The sequence below is a fragment of the Bacillus sp. m3-13 genome (assembly GCF_000175075.1).
GTDB classification, from domain to species: Bacteria; Bacillota; Bacilli; order Bacillales; family Bacillaceae_I; genus Sutcliffiella_A; species Sutcliffiella_A horikoshii_C.
The window spans coordinates 12,779-29,204 of the sequence record NZ_ACPC01000047.1 but is presented as its reverse complement, the minus strand read 5'-3'; the positions used below and the strand labels follow the sequence as shown (position 1 = coordinate 29,204).

At 41.9% G+C, this 16,426-nt stretch carries 16 protein-coding genes; 12 read left to right on the top strand and 4 right to left on the bottom strand.

All coding sequences use genetic code 11. From position 1 onward, the window contains the following. The first annotated feature begins 59 nt into the window (after positions 1-59). The 7 genes from M313_RS0119360 to M313_RS0119330 all read left to right on the top strand — a co-directional run bounded on the left by M313_RS0119360 (position 60) and on the right by M313_RS0119330 (position 9,505). On the top strand, positions 60-737 hold the full coding sequence (locus tag M313_RS0119360; protein ID WP_010199170.1) for a GntR family transcriptional regulator: 678 nt from the start codon (positions 60-62) through the stop codon (positions 735-737). Between the two features lie 21 nt (positions 738-758). Further along, positions 759-1,370, top strand: a complete 612-nt coding sequence (locus M313_RS0119355; RefSeq protein ID WP_010199168.1) for a sterol desaturase family protein — start codon at positions 759-761, stop codon at positions 1,368-1,370. Positions 1,371-1,602: 232 nt separating this feature from the next. After that, positions 1,603-3,108 carry a glycine betaine uptake BCCT transporter gene (locus tag M313_RS0119350; RefSeq protein WP_010199166.1) on the top strand — a complete coding sequence of 502 codons (1,506 nt, stop codon included), beginning with the start codon at positions 1,603-1,605 and terminating at the stop codon, positions 3,106-3,108. A 355-nt stretch (positions 3,109-3,463) separates the two neighbouring features. Next, positions 3,464-6,340 (top strand): 2-oxoglutarate dehydrogenase E1 component, encoded by a 2,877-nt coding sequence (locus tag M313_RS0119345; RefSeq protein WP_010199164.1) that lies wholly within the window; start codon positions 3,464-3,466, stop codon positions 6,338-6,340. Next, on the top strand, positions 6,337-7,614 hold the full coding sequence (gene odhB / locus M313_RS0119340) for a 2-oxoglutarate dehydrogenase complex dihydrolipoyllysine-residue succinyltransferase (protein WP_010199162.1): 1,278 nt from the start codon (positions 6,337-6,339) through the stop codon (positions 7,612-7,614). The genes M313_RS0119345 and odhB overlap by 4 nt, the downstream gene beginning before the upstream one ends. Before the next feature lie 173 nt (positions 7,615-7,787). After that, positions 7,788-8,414, top strand: a complete 627-nt coding sequence (locus M313_RS0119335; protein ID WP_010199160.1) for a hypothetical protein — start codon at positions 7,788-7,790, stop codon at positions 8,412-8,414. 86 nt (positions 8,415-8,500) lie between these two features. Next, positions 8,501-9,505, top strand: a complete 1,005-nt coding sequence (locus tag M313_RS0119330) for a Gfo/Idh/MocA family protein (RefSeq protein WP_010199158.1) — start codon at positions 8,501-8,503, stop codon at positions 9,503-9,505. Between the two features lie 50 nt (positions 9,506-9,555). Here the strand turns inward: M313_RS0119330 and M313_RS0119325 are convergent, their stop codons facing one another. The 3 genes from M313_RS0119325 to rpsN all read right to left on the bottom strand — a co-directional run bounded on the left by M313_RS0119325 (position 9,556) and on the right by rpsN (position 10,770). Further along, entirely contained in the window at positions 9,556-9,951 is a 396-nt protein-coding gene (locus M313_RS0119325) for an SET domain-containing protein (protein ID WP_010199157.1), read from the bottom strand. 132 nt (positions 9,952-10,083) lie between these two features. Continuing rightward, a complete protein-coding gene (locus M313_RS0119320) occupies positions 10,084-10,431 on the bottom strand; it encodes a hypothetical protein (RefSeq protein ID WP_010199155.1) in 348 nt (115 codons plus the stop codon). A gap of 69 nt (positions 10,432-10,500) precedes the next feature. After that, entirely contained in the window at positions 10,501-10,770 is a 270-nt protein-coding gene (gene rpsN, locus M313_RS0119315) for a 30S ribosomal protein S14 (RefSeq protein WP_010199153.1), read from the bottom strand. A gap of 161 nt (positions 10,771-10,931) precedes the next feature. Between rpsN and M313_RS0119310 the strand changes: the two genes are divergently transcribed. The 5 genes from M313_RS0119310 to M313_RS0119290 all read left to right on the top strand — a co-directional run bounded on the left by M313_RS0119310 (position 10,932) and on the right by M313_RS0119290 (position 14,894). After that, complete coding sequence (locus M313_RS0119310) at positions 10,932-11,336, top strand: nucleotidyltransferase substrate binding protein (RefSeq protein ID WP_010199151.1); 405 nt, start codon at positions 10,932-10,934, stop codon at positions 11,334-11,336. Next, positions 11,337-11,651: a nucleotidyltransferase family protein gene (locus M313_RS0119305; protein ID WP_010199149.1), complete on the top strand. Its 315-nt coding sequence runs from the start codon at positions 11,337-11,339 to the stop codon at positions 11,649-11,651. Between the two features lie 146 nt (positions 11,652-11,797). Beyond that, positions 11,798-12,511: a CDP-diacylglycerol--serine O-phosphatidyltransferase gene (gene pssA, locus M313_RS0119300; RefSeq protein WP_010199147.1), complete on the top strand. Its 714-nt coding sequence runs from the start codon at positions 11,798-11,800 to the stop codon at positions 12,509-12,511. Between the two features lie 306 nt (positions 12,512-12,817). Beyond that, positions 12,818-13,195: a MerR family transcriptional regulator gene (locus tag M313_RS0119295; RefSeq protein WP_010199144.1), complete on the top strand. Its 378-nt coding sequence runs from the start codon at positions 12,818-12,820 to the stop codon at positions 13,193-13,195. Next, positions 13,188-14,894 carry an acyl-CoA dehydrogenase family protein gene (locus M313_RS0119290; protein WP_010199140.1) on the top strand — a complete coding sequence of 569 codons (1,707 nt, stop codon included), beginning with the start codon at positions 13,188-13,190 and terminating at the stop codon, positions 14,892-14,894. Before M313_RS0119295 ends, M313_RS0119290 begins: the two co-directional genes overlap by 8 nt. A 43-nt stretch (positions 14,895-14,937) precedes the next feature. On the opposite strand, the gene M313_RS0119285 is transcribed toward M313_RS0119290, so the two are convergent. Beyond that, positions 14,938-16,374 carry a carbon starvation CstA family protein gene (locus M313_RS0119285; protein WP_010199138.1) on the bottom strand — a complete coding sequence of 479 codons (1,437 nt, stop codon included), beginning with the start codon at positions 16,372-16,374 and terminating at the stop codon, positions 14,938-14,940. Positions 16,375-16,426 lie beyond the last annotated feature (52 nt).

Sequence of the window (16,426 nt, the reverse complement as noted above, 5' to 3'; positions counted from 1 at the left end):
GCATAAAATTGGTATTACCAGTTTTATTTTACGCGAATAAAAGGAGGGCCTTAACCATCATGAGGGTAAGCGATAAAATCGAAAAGCTATTTATTCAAAAAATTCTCAAGGGAGAATTTGCGTCAGGGACACAAATTCCCTCTGAACGTGAACTTGCTATAGTCTTTGAAGTCGGCCGGCCTGTTATCCGTGAGGTGTTGCAACGCCTTGAACGGGATGGCTGGCTCACAATTCGCCATAATCAACGTGCTACAGTGAACGACTATTGGAAAGAGGGCAATCTTATGACAATCGCCCACATTCTAAATAAAGAGGAGAGTATTCCGAACGAATTTATCATCCACCTCCTCGAGCTAAGAAAAAACCTTTCACCTTCCTATGTAAAAGGAGCGGTCCTACATAAACCGATGGAGGTCATATCTTTGTTAAAAGAAAGCGAAAGCGTCGCCGACAACCCTGTCTCTTTTGCCGAATATGACTGGCATCTTCAACGGGGACTTGCGGCCGCTGCACCGAACCCTATTTACTTGTTAATTTTAAATAGTTTCGGGAATCTTTATCTTAAACTTGCAACCTATTATTTCACAGAAGCCTCCTACCGGAATGCCTCAAAGAGTTACTATATGAAGCTGATGGAAGCTGTATTAGAAAAAGATGGTGACAAAGTGGAACAGCTTGTGCACAGCATGATGGAACAAAGCATCAAGATGTGGCAAGAGCAAACGGCTGTAAAATAAACAGAACAAGGGGGAAAAGAGATGAAGGGGTATTACAGGGAGTTCTTTTTGTTTCCGGACATTACTATTTTACTAGTACTGATTGTGGGGAGTATCGGGTGGCAGGTCTGGAGTGGGTTAACGTGGGGAGCGTTAATCGTGTTTGCGTTCGGAATGCTGACATTTATGTTCAGTGAGTATCTTACGCACCGTTTTGTGTTTCACCTCAAGCCGCCAAAACATCCATTTTTATTAAAAATGTTAAAACGTCTTCATTATGACCACCATACGGATCCAAATGATTTGCATTTACTATTTTTACCGCTCTGGTATAGCCTGCCGAATCTGTCGGTGCTCGCTATTATTTTCTATTTAATTGCTGGCAGCTGGTGGTTAACGCTTGGATTTGCAAGCGGGTTGATGATGATGCTCTTTCTCTATGAGTGGAAGCACTACGTTGCCCACCGACCAATCAAGCCTCGTACGAAATTTGGGAAATGGGTGAAAAAGACGCATATTCTTCATCACTTTAAAAACGAGAATTTTTGGTACGGGGTATCCACGCCTTTTGTGGATGTACTGTTTGGCACGCTGAAAAATGAAAAAGACGTGGAAACGAGCAAGACCGCGAAGGATTTGGAGAAACGAGTGTGAAGGTGGAATCCCTTCTTCCCTATCGTAAAGTGTGGAAATGGGAGCATTATTAACTATTTGGTCGTAATCCTTCCCTTTGTGAAAGGTGAATGCGCCATGGGGGAATATATTGCTGAATATACTGAAATATCATTTCTCCTCCCTTTTTCCAAACGGCTAGTATTATGGTTTAATTAATAGGTATTGTAGGGAATAGAATAAAAAATTGTGAAAAAAAGGGATGTTGATGCTTATGGACAGGTCAGTTTTTAAAATTTCAGTTGGGATTGCCGCATTTTTTGTATTAATAGGTGTATTGATTCCAGATCAGCTTGGAAATGCGATGGGAATTGCACAAGCTTTTGTTTTGGAAACGTTTGGTTGGTTCTATCAATTAGTTGCCACGTTCTTCCTCTTATTTGCCGCATTCATGATCTTCAGTAAATACGGAAAAATTAAACTCGGAAAGAAAGATGATAAGCCTGAATACAATCGCCCCACGTGGTTTGCGATGCTTTTCTCTGCCGGGATGGGGATAGGGCTGCTTTTCTATGGCGTATCAGAGCCGATTTCTCATTTCGCTACACCGCCACTTGGTGAAGGAAGCACGGAACAGTCTGCAATTTTAGGGATGAGATATACGTGGTTGCATTGGGGGCTTCATGCATGGGCCATTTACGCAATAGTAGCGATGGCGCTTGCTTATCAGAAATTCAAAAACAATGCACCAGGATTGATGAGTGCTACACTTCGTCCTGTACTTGGTGAAAAGGTGAAAGGACCTATTGGAAAAACGGTTGATGTCATTGCAGTATTTGCTACATTGTTCGGTGTAGCCGCATCACTGGGACTAGGTTCGCAACAAATTAATGCGGGATTGGAGTATTTAGTTGGCATTCCAAATAATTTCACAGTACAGTTCATCATTATGGCTGTGATCACCGTGCTTTTCATCGTTTCAGCAACTACAGGGATTTCAAAAGGGATCAAATACTTAAGTAACATTAATATGTCACTTGCAGTTATTTTGTTCTTTGCGTTACTTATTCTTGGGCCAACACTTTTCCTATTAAATATGTTTACTACTACACTTGGAAGCTATGTACAGAATGTAGCATTGATGGGCTTGCGTCTGTCACCTTTTGATGCCACAGAAGCTGCGTGGACACAAGGATGGACCGTATTCTACTGGGCTTGGTGGATATCCTGGACACCTTTTGTAGGAATGTTCATTGCACGCGTATCAAAGGGAAGAACAATCAGGGAGTTTACAATCGCCGTTCTGCTTGTTCCAAGTTTAGTATGTGCCCTTTGGTTTACAGTCTTCGGCGGAACTGGGATACACTTAGAGTTTGTTCAAGGTCTAAATGTGTCAGAGCAAAGCCTTGAGACCGCACTATTCTATGTATATGAACAACTGCCGTTTGGCGCGCTCTTATCAGTATTGACGGTCGCTTTAATTACTACGTTCTTTGTTACTTCTGCTGATTCAGCTACCTTTGTCTTAGGAATGCAGACAACTGGTGGAAAATTGAACCCGCCAAACAACGTGAAAATCGTTTGGGGAATCATTTTAGTCGCATCAACGTTAGTACTAATGGCCTCAGGTGGATTGGCTGGTTTACAGACAGCGATCATTGTTAGTGCCTTGCCTTTAACATTAATCGTTTTAGTTATGTGCTACGGATTGTTAAAGGAGCTAAACAAAGAATTGAAGCTTGAAAAAGGTAAAGATAAAGAAGTTAAAAAAGTAAGTTAATATAGAGGCTTGCCTGAGGTTTTAGGCAGGCCTTTTACTTATATTTGTGCCAAGTTGCATAGAAAAGGCGCTCACCCACTATAATATTTTCAACCTCACTCGAACCCCAAACATAGTCCTATTTATTTATAATATTCTGAAAAAACCTTTATTTCCAATACAAAAGAAAATTTGTCCAAAATATGAAAACGTTTTTATGGTAAATAGAAAGTTTTTTCTGTATAATTTAGGTGTGAAAGAAATAGGTGAGGGTATAGGATTTGTAAATGAGTCAATTAAGTACCGGAACCTTTATATAATAACTATTTCAGAGGCATTTTAAAAACGTCACAGCCTAAGATGGGGGCATGTAATAATGAGTAAGGTCGAAGTTGAACAAATTTGGGAGCGCTTTTATGGCCCGAATATGGGTTATGTGTATGACATGTATGAAAAGTACCAACAAGATCCGGAATCAGTAGACGGATCTATTCGTGCGCTTTTTGAGGAACTAGGTCCACCTCCTGGAATGGATTCCATTTCCATTTCTAATGCAAACGGAGCAGAGGGTGGAAGCAATCCTCAAGCTGTACCGCAAATGGCGATTAAAAAAGTAATCTCCGCTAACAAGCTTTTACGCAATATTCGTGAGCTTGGACATCTTGCGGCAAATATTAATCCCCTGCACAAGGAACCACAAGATGATGTTGGATTCCTTGACGTGGAAACATACGGACTAAGCAAACAAGACCTTGTCCAAATTCCGGTTGACCTTGTATGGGAAGCTGCACCTGAGGCGATTTCTAATGCGTGGGAGGCGTACGAGCATCTTAAGCGCATTTATACAGCGACGATTGCGTACGAGTTCGGACATATTCATGATGAGGAAGAGCAAACGTGGCTAAACTCCTATATTGAGAATACAAGGATTGAGCGACCGTTCACTAAAGAACAGCGCGTAGAATTACTGGAAAGATTGATTTCAGTTGATGGCTTCGAAAAGTTTTTACATAAAACATTCGTTGGCCAGAAGCGATTCTCCATCGAAGGGTTGGACATGCTTGTTCCGATGTTTGACAAGCTGATTCAGTCCGGATGCGAGGATGGAACAAAGAATATTAGCATCGGGATGGCCCACCGCGGTCGTTTGAATGTACTTGCGCATGTTCTTGGCAAGCCGTACGAGTTGATTTTCTCTGAATTCCACCACTCTCCGAACAAAGAACTGGTTCCTTCTGAAGGTTCTCGCGGCATTAACTTTGGTTGGTCAGGGGATGTAAAGTACCATATGGGTGCAGATCGTCAAGTAACGGGTGAAAAGGAACAAGTAGTGCGCATCAATCTTGCTCACAACCCAAGTCACTTGGAATTTGTGAACCCTGTCGTTCAAGGGGTGGCACGTGCTTCCCAGGAAGACCGTTCAGAAAAAGGGTATCCGAAACAGAACAAGCAGTCCTCTTTCAGTGTCCTTGTACATGGAGATGCAGCGTTCCCTGGTGAAGGGGTTGTTGCAGAAACGTTGAACCTGACGAAGCTAAAGGGTTACGCAACTGGTGGAACAATTCATATCATTGCTAATAATTTACTTGGATTCACGACAAACTACAGCGATTCCCGTTCCACGAAATATGCAAGTGACCTTGCAAAAGGTTATGAGATCCCGGTTATTCATGTGAATGCCGACGATCCAGAAAGCTGTTTGGCTGTTATGGTGTTTGCTTATGAATACCGTAAGAGATTTGAAAAAGATATCGTGATTGATCTTATTGGGTACCGTCGTTTCGGTCACAACGAAATGGATGATGCCAATGTGACACAACCACTTTTATATGAAAAAATCAACAACCATCCGGTAATTGCCGAAAAGTACGGAAAAGAGCTTGTGAACAGAGGCATCCTTTCTGAAGAAGAATTTACTGGTAAGAAAACGGAATTCATGCAAAAGCTGCAAGGTATTTTCGATGAGCTACGTAAAGAGGACGAAGGCAATGTGAAAATTAAGCAGGTGCCAAAACCGATCAGTGATCAAGTTCCAGAGCTTGAAACGGCAGTCCCTGAAGACGTGTTGAAAACCATTAACAGCAACCTGGTGAAATTCCCGGAAACTTTCACTGTGTATCCTAAACTAGGCCGTATTTTGAAAAAGCGTGAAAGCCTACTTGCTAATGATAACAAAGTGGATTGGTCCTTAGGGGAGACGCTTGCTTTTGCATCGATTCTAGCTGATGGGACGCCAATTCGATTAACAGGTCAGGACAGTGAGCGCGGAACGTTCTCGCATCGTCACCTTGTGTTACATGATAACAAAACTGCAGAGCGCTTTATTCCGTTGCATGAATTACCGGAAGCAAAAGCTTCTCTATCCCTTTACAACAGTCCGTTATCTGAGACGGCAGTTCTTGGATTTGATTATGGATACAGCGTACAATCGCCAGAATCCCTTGTGATTTGGGAAGCTCAGTTTGGGGATTTCGTAAACGTTGCACAAGTAATCATTGACCAGTTCATCGCATCCGGAAGAGCGAAGTGGGGCCAGAAATCAAGTCTAGTCATGCTTCTGCCACACGGTTATGAAGGACAAGGGCCGGAGCATTCCAGCGGTCGCGTAGAGCGTTTCTTGAACTCTGCTGCAGAAAATAACTGGATTGTTGCGAACGTGACAAGTGCAGCGCAATACTTCCATCTTTTAAGAAGACAGGCAAAGCTGACGACAAAAGAGGATGCAAGACCACTTATCGTTATGACACCAAAAAGCTTGTTGCGTAACTCGATGACTGTTTCTGATCTGTCCGAGTTGACAAAAGGCAGATTCAAACTGCTGGTTGAAGAAAAACGTACAGGTCAAAACAAGGATAAAGTAAAACGTCTTGCATTATGTACAGGTAAAGTTGCCATTGACCTTGCTTCCAAAGTGGATGAGATGAGTAGTGAGGAAGTGGATACCTTACACATTGCCCGTGTCGAGCAACTATATCCATTCCCGCATAAGGAAGTAGAAGAGCTTGCTGCACAATTCCCTAACCTAGAAGAAATCGTTTGGGTTCAGGAAGAGCCAAAGAACATGGGAGCATGGCCAGTTGTGAAAGCAAACCTTCATGAAATTGCAACAGACGGTATCTCTGTGGATTATATTGGGCGTCCGAAACGCTCAAGTCCAGCAACAGGTGAGCCGCATATTCATAAACAAGAACAAGCATGGATCGTGGAAGATACAGTGAACGTACACAAAGGGCATGGAGGGGAAAACAAATGATCGAAATTAAAGTGCCAGAACTAGCAGAATCAATCACAGAAGGTACGATAGCAGAATGGACAGTAAAAACAGGTGATGCGATTGAAAAGGGAGAAACAATCGCAGAGCTTGAAACAGATAAGGTAAACGTAGAAATTAAAAGCGACTTCAGCGGGGTAATCAAGGAGCTTTTAGCAGAACCAGGTGACAATGTTGTCGTTGGACAAGTTATTGCGAAACTTGGGGAAGAAGGAGCAAGCGCTGCTTCTGACGCTACGCCAAAAGAAGAAGCACCGAAAGCGGAAGAGGCTCCTAAGCTTGAGCCTGCTAAAGAGGCAGCACCAGCTCCAGTTGCTGAAGAGAAGAAAGCAAGTAAATCTAGAACAGTAGCTTCTCCGGCAGCACGCAAAAAGGCAAGAGAGCTAGGCATCGATCTTGATGAAGTTTCCTACCGTGATCCAATGGGACGCGTTCGTGTAGAAGATGTGGAAGCACACAACCAAGCTAAAAATGCACCAAAGGCTGAAGCTCCATCCAAACAGGCAGCTGCACCATCTAAACCAGCTGCGGCAGCTCCTGTTCAAGAAGACGCACGCGTAGAACGCATCAAAATGAGCAGAAGACGTCAAACAATCGCAAAACGCCTAGTGGAAGCACAGCACACAGCGGCAATGCTAACTACTTTCAACGAAGTTGATATGACGGCCGTGATGGACGTTCGTAACCGTCGTAAGGATGCTTTCTTTAAAAAGAATGGCGTTAAACTAGGTTTCATGTCTTTCTTCACAAAAGCGGTTATCGGCGCGCTTAAATCTTTCCCATTATTAAATGCGGAAATTCAAGGCGACGAAATTTTATTGAAGAAGTTCTATGACATCGGAGTTGCGGTATCCACAGAAGAAGGTCTAGTTGTTCCAGTTGTTCGTGACGCTGACAAACTAAGCTTTGCCGGTATCGAAAAAGAAATCGGTGATCTTGGTAAAAAAGCTCGTGACAATTCCTTAGGGCTAAAAGATCTTCAAGGTGGTACGTTCACCATTACAAACGGTGGGATTTTCGGTTCTCTTTACTCCACTCCAATCTTGAACACACCACAGGTTGGTATCCTTGGAATGCACACAATCCAACGCCGCCCTGTTGTTGTGGATGATAACGATACAGTGGAAGTAAGGCCGATGATGTATATCGCATTATCTTATGACCACCGTATTGTTGACGGGAAAGATGCAGTACAGTTCTTGGTAAGAGTAAAGCAATTGCTTGAAGATCCGGAAGACTTATTGTTGGAAGGTTGATAATTTGGAGAGGGCTTATCATAAAGATAAGTCCTCTTTTTCAGTGTGTTCCTGAAAATGGAAGTCATTTTTGCGAAGAATATTGTCGGAATACTAGCAATTCTGCGAAAATATGCAGTATAATCATCCATATACACAAAAAGAGATTCAGTTACACAAGGGGGAAACATACTATGAAGAAAGTTCTATCTTTATTTTTAATAGGGCTGCTAGTTGTGGTGCTTGCGGCATGCACTTCAGATGATAAGAAAGCAAATGAAGAAGGATTTGCAGAAGAAACAGAAGAAAGAGAAGATGAAGATAGTTTGATTCCAGTTGGTGAAACTGCAGAGACGGAAGGTGGAAGCTTTACATACCATGCGAGAAATAACCGTCTCAAACCAATTGAAACAGACTCTTTTACCATTAATGTGGACAAAGTTTCCGTAATGAGTGGAAAGCTTGCTGGTGGATTTAAAGATTACATGGGCCAAGATGAAATCAAATATATCCAGTTTGATTTAGAAGTCGAAAATAAAACTTCAGACTCCTTAAACTTTGAAGCATACCAAGCTAGCATTGTCACAAATACAGGGGAAGAAATTGCTGCACCTGATTCTCGTTTGACAACAAAGAGTGAGGATACAGGTGAGCTTAATGAGAAATTCACTGGTGGCGAGAAGAAGCAGGGCGCTATTTTCTTCTTACTAGAAGAAACGAAAGCCGAAGATGTGGAATGGGTACAGATTAATATGAAAGCACCTGTGGATGAGAACGATGAAAAAGTCGGGGAAGATGTTAAGATTAAAGTAAAGCTGTAATTATGTCGTTAGTGTAAAAGGCAGGGGTGACTCTGTCTTTTTTGATTTTACTTTATTAACTATTTTAATAAAAGGAGGCATCACTCATGATTAGAACTGCACTACTTAGCAAATGGCATGTGCATGCACAAGAGTATGCAGAAGAAGCGATAAAGAATGAACACATAGTCCTTACACATGTATGGGATGAGCAAAAGGAAAGAGGACAAGCGTTGGCAGAGGAGCTCGGTCTCATTTTTGAAGAAGGATTAGACAACATAATTAGAAATTCAGAAATTGATGCGGTCATTGTCGCTTCTCCAACAAACATGCATACAGAAATCATCACCAAAGCTGCGAAGCACGGCAAGCATGTTTTCACGGAAAAGGTGCTTGCGGAAACGGAAGCAGATGCAGCGGCCATTCTCCAAGTGGTAGAGAGACAAGGGGTTAAACTGATGGTTTCGCTACCTCGTTTAACAGCGGACTATTATTTATACACACAACAAGTTGTGGACAAAGGATTATTGGGGAAGCTTACTACCATCCGCTGCCGTGTTGCACACAATGGATCCGTTCCGACAGAGCAGGACCCTAATGGTTGGTTACCACAACACTTTTACGATAAGGAACTTTGCGGTGGGGGTGCATTCATCGACCTTGGAGCCCATCCTATTTATCTAACAAACCGACTAGGTGGACAAGCTAAAGCGGTAACCGCACGGTTTATCCGAACGTTTGATTATGAGGTAGATGATAATGCTGTCGCCATTGTGGAATATGAATCTGGGGCACTTGGAATCTTAGAGACAGGATTTGTTTCTTCGGGTAGCCCCTTCCAATTAGAGGTCTATGGAACAGAGGGGACCTTAATGATTGAAGACGGTACCATTCGTCTCAAAAGTGTAAAGCTGAATGATGGCTGGCATACACCGGCTGCAGACGAACTGCCTGAGACCGCTCCATCTGCTATGATGCAATGGGTCACAGAAATTCTATCAGGCAAGGAACCTGACATTAGTAATCACGACGCATATTTGCTCACCTTAATAAACGATGCAGCCCGTCGTTCCAATGAAGAAGGCTGTAGAATAGAATTAAAGCGAGGTTAAGAATACCAAATCAAAAAAAATGGTGTCCTAAGTTTCAGGACACCATTTTATTATTCTTTTTCCTCGTTTTCGTCCATATTAAACCAAAGCGGATCCATTTCATCAACATCGCCATTATAGTTGATGAGAATCTCTTCACCGGCTTTAATGTCCTTATAGGCAAAAAAGTCAAAGACATGTTCATCAAAGTTGATTTCATATCTTGCATTTGGTTCATATGAATGATTGAAAAGCATGCCATAGCCAAGCAAGATGGCAGAATGATTAATGCCATATTCAAACGCATAGTCCGCTAACAACGTCTTTTCGATATGTTCGTGCTGTTCATTTGGATAGGATATTACCGGTGCAGAATGAAATAGTGTTCCTGCTTTAATATCCTCTGTTGCAAATACGCCTCTATTGAATTCTCCATCACTTATTTGTGAGCTTTTTACTTCGATCATGTTTATCACCTACACGTTTCCGAAAAATTTCCTGACCTATTAAGGGTGCCATTTTCTGCATAGGAATGCAACTGGTTAGTTTAAGCAATTGAAAAAAGCTCTTCCACATCTCCATTGTGGAAGAGCTTTTGGTTAAATTCCAATAAAGAAAAATTGCTTATTAGAGTGCTCATATACTGAAACTTGTTCTGTATAGTCTACAAAGAATACCTTTTGCATCCTGTTTTCTGCAGCCTTTTTGAGTTCCTGCTCAATTTCCAACATAAGATCTCTAGCAACTTCAACAGGTAGGTTAAAATGCTCTGCTGCCTGCACATATGGGTGGCTTTTCACCAGTAAATCAAAATATTGGTCAGGAGTTTCGGCCTGCTCTTCATAGGAATATTCCACGTCCTGGATAAAATGGTAGAAGAGCTGCTTTTCAGGAGGAAGCTCCGCCACACTGCATTTTACAAGGTATCTATATAAGCTTTCCTTCATCTAAAGCACCTCATCACCTGTAAAGAGTTTCTAATAGTATATGCAAATTAATCTTGGGAAGATGCTATTTTACCAACTAGCCTTCTTTACACCAGGAACCTGTCCTTTATGAGCAAACTCACGGAATGCAATACGAGACATTTTGAATTTGCGGATATAGCCTCGCGGTCTGCCAGTTACCTCACAACGATTCTTCAAGCGGGTAGGGGAAGAGTCACGTGGCAATTTACGAAGACCTTCGATATCACCTTTTGCTTTCAGTTCTCTGCGGATCTCTGCATACTGCTCAACTAGCTGCTGACGCTTTCTTTCTTTTGCTACTTTTGATTTTTTAGCCATAGTAGAATTCTCTCCTTTTGTTGAAAATAGTAATCGTTACGATTTATTAAAACATATATTGCTTTGGAGTTCAAATGAAAAGTAGTGCTTATGAATTTTTAATATTGAACTGTTTGGATTATAATGAATAATATAAAGTTCTTCTCGGGAGGAGAAATCATATGTCCGAAAGAAAAATAGTACAGGGGCTTAATAATCTCGAAAAAGCACTGAGTCGATTAGAAGAAGCGCTAAAAGTAGGAAGAGATAATAGCTTGTATATAGATGGTACGATACAGAGGTTTGAATTTACTATCGAACTTTATTGGAAAACATTAAGAAGATTATTAGAAGCTGAGGGGCTTGTAACTAAGACACCCAGGGAAACATTAAAACAGGCTTATGCTGTAGGTTGGTTGAAAAATGAGGAAGCTTGGTTGCAAATGCTTAAAGATAGAAATGAAACTTCACATATTTATAATGAAAAGATGGCACAGAACATATATGAGAATATTGAGGGTTATTTTCCTGAAATGAAATCTACCTTTATTGAATTACAAGGTAAATATGGAAAAGAGATGATTTGATTGCTACCTAAAAAAGTAAGGGACCAACTGGTGCAAATTGGTTTAGATGAACCAAAGATAGAAAAAATTATCCTGTTCGGTTCAAGAGCTGTTGGTGATTATACGGAACGTTCGGATATTGATCTTGCTTTCTCCATACCTAATATGACAAATAAAGAATGGACCGCTTTTACATTTTTTCTGGAAGACGAGCTAGATACTTTGTTGAGCCTAGATATGATACATCTAGAAGAAGCTCCGTCCGATTTAAGGGAGGAAATTTTAACAAATGGAATAGTCATCCACCAGCAACAAGCGAACACCTCCACAAAATAATTTTTACTCGTCATCATTCAGAATGGTATAATTAAAGAAAGGTGAGCCTAAGCATGTTCCTTTGTTTAGGTTTTTTTATTTTCTATAAGGGTATGACCCTTTACATATGACTAAGGACTTATCAATTGACGGAGTGATGATTATTTATGCAAATGCGGACGCGTCTTATTAAAAGTATCCCTAACATGTTCACACTGGGGAATTTATTCTGCGGTTTTTTATCGATTGGCTTTGCCGCAAGTGGACAATATAGTAACGCAGCAATTTTAATCCTGATCGGAATGATGCTCGACAGTATGGACGGTCGCCTGGCGAGAATGTTGAATGCAGATGGTGAGCTAGGAAAAGAACTTGATTCCTTGGCTGACGTCGTTACATTCGGAGTGGCACCTTCCTTTTTAATCTATTACACCTACTTTTTTCAGTTTGGCATACTGGGCATGGCCATTGCAGGATTATTTCCACTGTTTGGTGCTTACAGATTGGCCCGTTTCAACATTAGTACAACCAAGTCTTCCGGAAAATATTTCACTGGAGTTCCTATCACAGCAGCAGGTGGAATCCTGGCATTGTTGACGCTATTTGGTGATTTAATCCCGCAAATTGTGACAACCGTCATTTTCACAGCGTTTTGTTTTCTGATGGTTAGCAAAATAAAGATTCCAAGCTTCAAGGATGTCCCGCTACCGAAATACGGAACGATTGTCACCTTGTTTTTAGGAGCGTCTTTATTTATCGTATATAAAGGGACATATGCACAATATCCTTACCTGATTTATATAGCAATTCCATTGTATATCGCATTTCTTGCATACCGATTTGTACGCGTGCGCGGGAAGAATAGACGGGAAACGGATTGAGTTTGAGTGGACTTACCTTTTTAAGAGGTAGGTCTATTTTTTTTTGCCCTTATAGAGGTCCTAAAGACTTCTTTTGCGAAGAAATTCTGGGTGAGAGGTCTTTATAGCACGTATAAAGACATCAACAGGGGGAAAATCCCGAGCAAGAGGTTTTTATAATGAATCACGACCGACCTCAGAAGTATGAAAAGCCTGTTACACAAGTCTTTATTATAAAAAAATTTAACTTTCGCCATTGAACTTTACGTTAACGTCAATGGTAAACTATAACTATCTATATTTTCAGAAAAAAAGGATGAGTTCTCTATGTACACGATTTCGCAACTAGCCAAAGAATTCGACATATCTACCAGAACTGTCCGCTATTACGAGGAGCTGGGCCTCCTGGAACCTTCTCGTTCTGATGGAAACCAGCGGGTCTTTTCTAAAAGGGAGTATGCTCGATTGAAGCTGATTACAAGGGGCAAGCGGTATGGATTTCAGCTTGATGAAATTAAAGAGATGGTTACCTTGTTTGATAAAGACCGGTCTGGAACAAAACAACTTCAAAAAACCATTGAATACGGGAAAAAGAAAGTAATGGAAGTCGATGAGAGGATAAGGGAGCTCACTGAACTGAAGGATGAAATGAATGAACTTCTCACAGATTTTCAAAAAAGGTTAGGAGGAGAAGCAAATGACTAGTAAACGTAATTTTTTCACTGAGGATGAGCATTTGCAACAGATTCTCAAGCAACACTTGGATCCGCAATTGTACGAATGGGCTGAGAAAGAGCTCGCGGATTTAGGAGAAAGTTGTGCAAATGAAATAGAGGAGCGTGCGGTGCATACCGATCGGGAAGGGCAGCCGAGGCTTATCAAATATAATAAGATGGGCGAGGACGTTTCAGAAGTTTGGGTAAATGAAGGCTATAAAAAAACGGTGGAGGAAACCTATAATAGAGGAATTGTCGGATATGTGCACAAGGAGATTCCAGCGCTTGGCCGTCAAGGCAACTACCTGTATTCATATGCACAAGGCTACTTGCTTTCCCAGACAGAGCCCGGGTTTTACTGTCCGGTAACGCTAACCATGGCTACTGCTTACCTTCTCGACCATTATGCGGATCAGCATGTTAAGAATAAATTCCTGCCGCATGTCATATCGACTGGTGAGGTGGAACTTTTCGAGGGAGCGACATTCTTGACGGAAAGGCAAGGCGGGTCCGATGTCGGTGCGAATGAGACACAAGCAGTGCCACATCCCAGTAAGCATACCTATCTTTTGACCGGTGAAAAGTATTTTGCGTCTAATGCCGGGCAGTGCGGTGTTGCGATGGTGTTGGCAAGGATACCGGGTGCACCTAAAGGAACGAAAGGACTCAGTCTTTTTGCAGTTCCTTGGAAAAAAGAAGATGGAAGCGGCAAGCTGAACGGAATCGAAATTCGACGGTTGAAGGATAAACTCGGTGTCAGGGCCGTCCCTTCAGCTGAGGTACTCTTCAACGATGCAGAAGGGTATCTTGTAGGGGAGCCGAGTAAGGGCATCCATTATATGATGGAGGCATTGAACTTGTCACGAGTCTGTAATGCGATCGCGTCCCTGGGGATCATGCGGAGGGCATACACCGAAGCGCGAAATTATGCGAAGAACCGGGTGACTTTTGGAGATAGACTGATTAATTTTCCTATGATCCGCGAATCTTTGGTCGACATGGCTGTAAAACTAGAGGTGGAATTGAGTGCTAGTTTTGAGCTTGTCGCACTGTTTGATCGGGTTATGCGAAATGATGGGGTCAAAGTATCTGAAGAAGAGATTGCATTGAATCGGTTGCTTATCGCGTTGTTGAAAAAAGAAACGGCAGAACAGGCTGTTCATTTTTCCCATGAAGCAATTGAAATGCATGGAGGAAATGGTTTCATTGAGGACTTTGTGACGCCAAGATTGCTCCGGGATGCGCAGGTATTAACCGTCTGGGAAGGGACCGCGAATATTCTTGGGATGGAAGTGCTCAGGCTGATGGGCCGTTTTAAAGTAGAACATGTTTTTATAGAGTCCATGAGAGAGCGAGTGGCGTTACTTCAAATCGACAGTTCTATGAAGGAACCTGTAGAGGATGCGCTAGTGAAGCTTCAGGAGTTATGTCAGTTTACGAGCAGTTGTGCGCCAGAGATCCAGACCGTCTATTCCAAAAAGATTGCTAGCCTGATGGTAAAGATTTTTGAAAGTGTGGTTGCATTGGATGGGGTTAATTCTGGTGACCCCCGTGAAAAGGCGAAAGCCGAACTGTACCTCCAAATGACTTGGAAAGACTCGGACACATGGTATGATTTAGAAAATAAGAAGCTTCAATACTTCGACTTGATCGTAAACCGGGAGAAAAGTTCGGTAGGAGTAGAGTAGAAAATAAAAAACAGGCGGCCCACCAAGGCTGCCTGTTTCCATATTATGCTACACGCTTTTCTGCATTACCAGACTTAATGTTACGATGTTTCCACACTTGACTGACAAACCATCCAAGTACCGCAAAGGTTAAGACCGAACCTATTAGTAACGAGGTGTTATAATCCAGTCCAAAGCCTTCTGGTGCGTAGAAGATATACGTGCAGACAACTCCTGACATGAATAATGCCGGAACGCTTGCAATCCAGTGGAATTTATTTTCTTTTAGAAGATACATAGCCGCTGTCCAAAGCATTACCGTGGCAACAACCTGGTTTGTCCATCCAACATATCTCCAAAGGAATGTATAGTCGATGGTAGCAAGGTAAAGGGCTGGTGCAGCCAGCAACAAGGTTACTAGTAGCACTTTAACCTTCCCTTCCATATTGAAAAACTTCGAAAATACTTCCGTTAAAATCATCCTTGATGAGCGCAATGCTGTATCACCTGTTGTGATTGGTAGGATGATAACACCAAGGATGGCAAGGATTCCACCTAGTGTACCCAATAAAGAAATAGAGATTTCATTCACAACATAAGATGGTCCGCCAAGGGCAAGTGCTTCTTGCAAGCCGCCTGTACCATTGAAGAATGTCATCCCGGCTGCCGCCCAAACAAGTGCGATCATTCCTTCTGTAATCATGGCACCGTAGAAAATTTTGCGACCATGTGATTCTTTTTTCATCGTACAAGCAACGATTGGACTTTGTGTACAATGAAATCCAGAGATGGCGCCGCAAGAGATGGTAACCATTAATAGCGGCCAGATTGGCAGTTCCTGGGGGTGTAAGTTTGCAAATGTCAGGTTCGGAATTTGTTTATCCGTAAATAAAAGTGCAACAGCAATGGCAACTGCCATGAAAAGTAGGATTGCGCCAAGTAATGGATATATTTTACCGATTACTCGATTGACCGGTAATAGAGTAGCCAATAAAAAATACCCGAAAATTAATAATAAGGCCATCATGAAACTAAGTGGAGTTAATTGGGCGATCAGTTGAGCAGGTCCTGCAGTAAAAGCCGCTGCCACAAGGACCATTAATACTAGCGATACAACATAAATGCATGACTTTACGACATTGCCAAGATATTTTCCAACAATGGTCGGATATTGTGCCCCGTTATGACGCAGGGATAACATGCCAGAAAAGTAATCATGGACTGCTCCGGCAAAAATACTTCCTACTACAATCCAAATGAAAGCCACAGGTCCATATAATGCCCCAAGGATAGCACCGTAGATAGGTCCCAATCCTGCGATATTTAATAGTTGAATTAAATTCCCCTTCCACCAAGGCATAGGTACAAAGTCGAAATCATCCCTTTTTGTATAGGCGGGAGTAGGAGTCTGATCATTGATAACGAAAACCCGTTCAACGAATTTAGAATAAAAAACATAACCTAGAACTAGAAAAATAAGTGCGCCAAAAAATGTGATCATGCTGCTCTCCTCCTGTTGTGTGAATATTACAATTTCAAACATTTTAACACGT